Below are 5,926 nucleotides of genomic sequence, written 5' to 3'. Positions count from 1 at the left end.
TGCTTCGGGCCCCTGGATGGCAGTCGTTTGGCGCGGCCGGAATCCCGGTCTACTGTCTCGCCGTGCCACCGGGAAGGAGCGCTGCTCCACCCCCGCTGAGCTGTGCTTATCCGTGCTGTCTCGTCCAATCGAGCAGCGTCGGAGGCATGTTGCCCATCTGCCCGCGAGCGCCGTGAGGAGGCCCCTGTGCACTGCCTGAGATTACGAGCGCGGCTGGCTGCCGCGCGTGACCTGAAACCGGCGTCCTGGAGCTACCAACTCCTCTGACCCGGGCCCGCCGAGAGGCGGATGCACATCGGCGCGGTGCCGACGGCTTTGCACGAGAAGTCGGCACCGCGCCTCCTTCGAACACCGAGGAGCCGCTGCGATGCAGCATGCCCTGACACACCCGCGCCCCGACCCACCTCCCTCGACCGGTCCGCACCGCCGTCGCGCTGAACGGCGGCAGCCGTGAAGAAGACGACGGGAGCCCTCGTCGGTCTGTGCGCCACCGGACCGCTCCTGCTGGCACTGCCGATCCTTGGCATAGGGGCCGGGACCGCCTCGGCTTCGTGCTCGACCGACGGTGCACAGGGTGTGGACGCCTCCGCCGTCGCCAAGCAGGTGAAGGCCATCCTGGACGGCGGCGACAAGGGCTCGGTCTCCGTGCCAGGGCTGGACGCGCCAGCCGACCAAGTGCCCAACGCCAAGACGATCCAGGCCACGGGCATCGCGATGAACATCCCCGCCCGAGGGCAGGTCGTCGCCCTGGCGACCGCGCTGCAGGAGAGCGGCCTGCGGAACCTGACCTACGGCGACCGCGATTCGCTGGGCCTCTTCCAGCAGCGGCCGTCGATGGGCTGGGGTACGGCCAGCCAGATCCTCGACCCGGTGCACGCCTCGACGAAGTTCTACGAGGGGCTCAAGAAGGTCTCCGGCTGGCAGTCCCTCTCTGTCACCCAGGCCGCCCAGGCGGTACAGAAGTCGGGCTTCCCGGAGGCGTACGCCAAATGGGAGCCGCTGGCCACCGCCCTGCAGAAGGCCATCGAGCCCCTGCTGCAGACGGCCGGCGGCGCATCGCCGAGCCCATCGCCGTCCGGCTCTGCCGACACCAGCCCCTCTCCCGATTCCGCGGGGGGTTGTGCGGCGGACGGCGACGGGACGGACTTCGGCACCATCCCAGCGGGTGCACTGCCGAAGGAGTACAAGATCCCCGCCTCCGCGCCGCCGAAGGTACAGACGGCGATCCGGTGGGCGCTCGGCCAGCTCGGCACCCCGTATCAGTGGGGCGGCACGTGCACCGACTCCCACGGCAAGAACCCGATGGGCCGCTGCGACTGCTCCTCCCTGATGCAGGGCGCGTACAAGGCCGCCGGGGTCACCCTGACGCGGACCACGTACACGCAGGTCAAGGACGGCAAGGCCGTCTCGGTCGATGCCCTCAAGCCGGGCGACCTCCTCTTCACCGAGGGGACGGCCGCCGTACCGGAACACGTCGGGATGGCGATCGGGCAGGGCCTGATCGTCCACGCCCCGCACACCGGTGACGTCGTACGGATCACCACCGTCGCGTCCTGGAAATCGCGGATTCTCGCGGCCCGCCGAGTCGTCTGACCGGCGCTCCTCCCCCCTCCTCACCTCCCCTCGCACCGCTGGTTCGCCCCACCGGGCTTATTCGAACTGGAGTTCCCATGTATCTCGCTGAACAGGTCATACAGCTCGCCTACGACCCGGGAATCAAGCCCAACGAGGGCGGGCTCCCAGGGCTCAACGTCCTCAAGCAGGTGATGGGCTCGATCAACTTGTTCGGGCTCATCGCCGTGGTCGGAGCGCTCGCCGTCAGTGCAGGCGTGTGGGCCTGGGGTCACCACTCCGGTGGTCACCAGGCCGAGGCGAACGGGAAGAAGGGCGTGCTGGTCAGCGCGGGCGCGGCCCTTCTTCTCGGTGCGGCCAACGGTGTAGTGGCGTTCTTCTCGACGCTCGGGACGCAGGTCCACTGATGGCTCACCACTCCACCCACCCCCGCGGCGCATCTCGCGTGCGCCGCCGGGCGCTGCTCGGCACTGCCGTCCTGGCGGTGCTCGTCGCCCTCGCCGGCCTGGCCGCTTACCTCACCCGCGAGGGCCGAAGCCCCTCCGATGCCGTTTCCCCACCGCCGAGTTCGCCCACGGCGTCCTCGTCGCCCGTGGCGCCGTCCGGGCCGCACACCCGGCCCCGCGCTCTGCCCGTTCCGCCGAAAACCCACGACCCGATCACGTACGGGAAGGCCGCCGCCGCAGCGCTGTGGTCGTACGACACTCGCGCGTACGCGCAGCCCGAGCTGCGCAAGGCGCTGCGCGGCTGGCTGACCACGGAGTCGAAGTACGCCGACCCGGCCTCCGTCGACCAGGCGGTCCCCTCGGCCGTGCTGTGGAAGGAGATGGCGGCCAACAAGCAGGTCGCCACCGCCAAGATCAACGAGGGGCACTTCCCGCACGCCTTCACCCAGGCCCTCCAGGACGACCCCGGGGCGATCACCCAGGCGTACGTCTACGCCGTCACGGTCTCCGGCAAGCAGTCGATTCGCTGGAAGGGCTCGTTCGCCGGCGGTGCGGAGAGCCGGTCCACCACCCTCGCGGTCCAGTGCCGGCCCAACCACCCTTGCGCCCTGGTCGGCGTCATGCCGTCCGTCGCGCCCTGACCCTCGCCCCGGAACGGAGGTACGACCCATGGGAGTCTGCGACTTCCCGCTGATGGACAAGGTGTGCGGCGCTGTCGACTTCGCCACCAACCCAGCTGGCACCGTCACCGACGGTCTCGGCGCGTGGATCGCGAAGTCGGCGGGCGAGCTGGCGGCCAGCGCGGCCGACCTGGCCGCCAAGGCTGTCAACAAGACGACGGCCATCGATCTCAACGCCGGGTGGTTCCGCGACAACTACGAGCTGCTGCTGCCCATCGGCCTCGCCCTGACCGTCGGCATCTTCTGCATCCAGCTCATGACCGCGGCCTGGCGCCGCGACGAACGTGCCCTCGCCAAGGCGGCGTTCGGCACCATGACCGGAGTCCTGTTCAGCTTCTCCGCCATCGCTTTCACGACCGTCGCCATCACCGTGGTGGACGCGCTGTCCGACGGCCTCTTCAAAGCCGCCAACACCTCGATCGACGACGCGATCCGTCGTGTGATCAAGGTTGATCAGATGGGGGCCATGTACGGCCTCGGCTGGGGTGTGCCCGCGCTGGTGGCCTTCGGGTGCGCGATCGGTGCCTTCCTCTACTGGGGCGTGATGGTGGCCCGCAAGGTCGGTGTCCTGATCATGGTCGCGCTCGCGGTGTTCGCCGGGGCGGGCGGCGGCTGGGAGGTCGCCAAACGGTGGCGGCGCGGCTGGATCGAGGCCACCGGCACCCTGATCGTCTCCAAGCTGTTGATGACCGTGGTCTTCCTGATCGGCGTCTCCGCCATGGGCAAGACGGACGCCAGCGACGGAATGGCGGCCCTGTCCGACGCGATGGCCGGCGTCGTCGTGATGGTGTTGGTGTTGCTCTGCCCGTATGCGACGTACAAGTTCGTCCACTGGGCCAGCGACGGCGGCGGCCACGACGACATGCACCGCACCGGTGTCGCCGGCATGGCGGTTGCTGCCGGAGCCGCGAAGACCGCAGGCAGCCTCGCGATGCGGGCCGGTACCGGCGCCCCCGCTCCGCAGGGTCCGAACCAGGTTCCGGGCGCGGGCACCGATGGCGTCGCCTCCGGCATCGACCCCTCCGGCGGCACCCTCAGCAAGGAGGGCATCGACGCCGGGCCGCCCAAGCAGCAGACCCGCTTCCGGTACGGCGAAGACCCGGACGCGAGCGGCGACAAGGGCCGGGCTCTGATCCAGCGCCCCGGGATCCCGCCACTGATCACCCGTCCTGGCGAGGACGAACCGGAAGGGTCCGAATCGGCTGCCCAAGGCGTTGTGGTTGGCTCCGGTCACCTCGCAGTCGCATCGGCTCCGGGCGGCGACATGACCTCCATGCCGCCGGCCGACCCCGGACCTTCGGCCTCGGGCACTCCGGCGTCCGCGTTGGGACCGTCGGCCACCGGCTCCGCGACGCCGACGAACTGGGTGTATCCCACCCGGCCGCTGTCGGGTTCCTGACCCACATCCCCGGGGGCGGGCCGCACTCCACGGCCCGCCCCCGCCTCCCCACCAGCAGGAAGGTTTCGCCATGACGTCCAGAAGAGCGCCGCGCGCCCCGTCCTCTGCCCGCTCCCACCGTCTGGAACCACCATGTCCGGCAAGCACCAGTCCTCCACGCCCACCGTGAAGTTCCCGCACCGCAGCAGGCGCGGCGTCCTGCTCGGCCTGTCCGTCCCGCAGTTGGTCGTCGCCGGGCTCACCGGCCTTCTCCTTCTCGCCGTGATCCTCGCCCGCGGTGTGGTCGGCGCCCTCCAGCTCATCCCGCTGTGGGCCGTGATCGCCCTGCTCGTCTTCGTCCGCCACCGAGGCCGTGCTCTGGCGGACTGGGCCCCGATCGTCGTCCGGTACGCGCTGCGCCGGATGCGAGGCCAGCTCGTCTGGCTCACCCGGCCCTCCCGCCGGCCGACCCGCGAGGGACTCCTCCACCTTCCCGGCACCGCTGCCAGCCTGCGCGTGACCACTGCTCCCGACGGCACGTACGGCGCCGTCCACAACCCGCACACCGGAACGCTGACCGCGGTGGTCAAGGTCTCCTCCCGCGCCTACGCCCTGCTCGACCCCGGCACCCAGCAGGCCAACGTCGGCGGCTGGGGACGCGCGCTAGCAGCTCTCGCCCGTACCGGGCAGATCGCCCGCATCCAGGTAATCGAGCGCACCATCCCCGACTCCGGCGACGCGCTGCGCCGCTACTGGGAAACCCACGGCCGCCCCGACACCCCGATGGCCGGCGCGATCTACAACGAGCTGATCCAGAGCGCCGGTCCCGCAGCCGCCCCGCACGAGGCGTACGTCGCGGTGTCCCTGGACACCAAGGCGGCCCGCCGGCTGATCAACCAGGCCGGCGGCGGTCTCACCGGTGCCTTCAGCGTCCTCGCCCAGCTCACCTCCACGTTCGACCAGGCGGCGCGGACCGCCGGTCTCACCCCGACGGGCTGGCTCACCGCCCGCGAGATCGCCGCCGTGGTGCGCACTTCCTACGACCCGAAGGCGCTGGCGACACTCGACCGCTGGTCCACGGCCGGTCGTCCCGAGGCCGAGCCCGCCGCCGCCGGACCCGTCGTGGTCGTCGAGAAGGCGGACCACATCGCCACCGACTCCGCCCTGCACGCCACCTACTGGGTGGAGAACTGGCCGCGCACCGAGACCAGCGCTGGCTTCCTGCACCAGCTCCTCTTCACCGGCGGCGTGCGGCGCACGCTGTCGCTCTCCTACGAGCCGAAGAACCTCGACGCCGCCCTGCGCGACGTGCAGCGCAAGAAGTCCAGCGTGATCGCCGACGCCGCCGAACGGGCCCGGCGCGGCCAGGTCGACTCCGAGGCCGACTCGATCGAGTACCAGGACATCAAGTCCCGCGAACGCCAGCTCATCGCCGGGCACGCAGACGTCGCCCTGACCGGTCTGCTGACCGTCTCGGCCGACACCGAGGACGAGCTGCGCACCGCCTGCGCCGTCGTGGAGACCGCCGCTGTCGGCGCCCAGCTCGATCTGAGGCCGCTGACCTGGCAGCAGGCCGAGGCATTCACCGCCGCCGCCCTACCGCTCGCGCTCGCTGCCTGACCCTTCCTTTCGAAAGAGCACCCCATGTCCCGCACCGCCAGCCCGACCGCGCAGGACTTCGTGCCCTTCGCCACCGCCGCGCTCGACTTCCACCGGGCGCTCAACATCCCGGGCGGCCCGCTGGTCACCACCCGCGCCGAGCTGGACGCCCTGCACGCCCACCTCGTCTCGCTGTACGGGCTGCTCGACGCCCACACCGGTCGCACCGGGCAGCTCGTCGCGGTCGAGGG

Annotated in this window: 6 protein-coding genes; all 6 read left to right on the top strand. The window is 71.0% G+C overall.

Translation table 11 applies throughout. From position 1 onward, the window contains the following. Window positions 1-450: 450 nt before the first annotated feature. Window positions 451-1,593, top strand: a complete 1,143-nt coding sequence (locus ACFXOA_RS32085; protein WP_385035673.1) for a C40 family peptidase — start codon at window positions 451-453, stop codon at window positions 1,591-1,593. Between the two features lie 77 nt (window positions 1,594-1,670). Beyond that, entirely contained in the window at window positions 1,671-1,979 is a 309-nt protein-coding gene (locus tag ACFXOA_RS32080) for a DUF6112 family protein (RefSeq protein WP_011029048.1), read from the top strand. Then, the gene (locus ACFXOA_RS32075) at window positions 1,979-2,659 is read left to right on the top strand and encodes a hypothetical protein (RefSeq protein ID WP_385035671.1); all 681 of its coding nucleotides are present in this window, start codon (window positions 1,979-1,981) and stop codon (window positions 2,657-2,659) included. Before ACFXOA_RS32080 ends, ACFXOA_RS32075 begins: the two co-directional genes overlap by 1 nt. A gap of 28 nt (window positions 2,660-2,687) precedes the next feature. Beyond that, window positions 2,688-4,097, top strand: a complete 1,410-nt coding sequence (locus ACFXOA_RS32070; protein WP_385035669.1) for an ATP-binding protein — start codon at window positions 2,688-2,690, stop codon at window positions 4,095-4,097. A 132-nt stretch (window positions 4,098-4,229) separates the two neighbouring features. Further along, window positions 4,230-5,696: an SCO6880 family protein gene (locus ACFXOA_RS32065; RefSeq protein ID WP_385035667.1), complete on the top strand. Its 1,467-nt coding sequence runs from the start codon at window positions 4,230-4,232 to the stop codon at window positions 5,694-5,696. 24 nt (window positions 5,697-5,720) lie between these two features. Continuing rightward, a partial coding sequence (locus ACFXOA_RS32060) for a DUF6238 family protein (RefSeq protein WP_385035657.1) occupies window positions 5,721-5,926 on the top strand: 206 nt, incomplete at its 3' end.

It is taken from the genome of Streptomyces sp. NPDC059166, assembly GCF_042755185.1.
Lineage (GTDB): Bacteria > Actinomycetota > Actinomycetes > Streptomycetales > Streptomycetaceae > Streptomyces.
The sequence above is the reverse complement of the archived record's forward strand: the minus strand, read 5'-3'. Positions and strand labels throughout refer to the sequence as shown.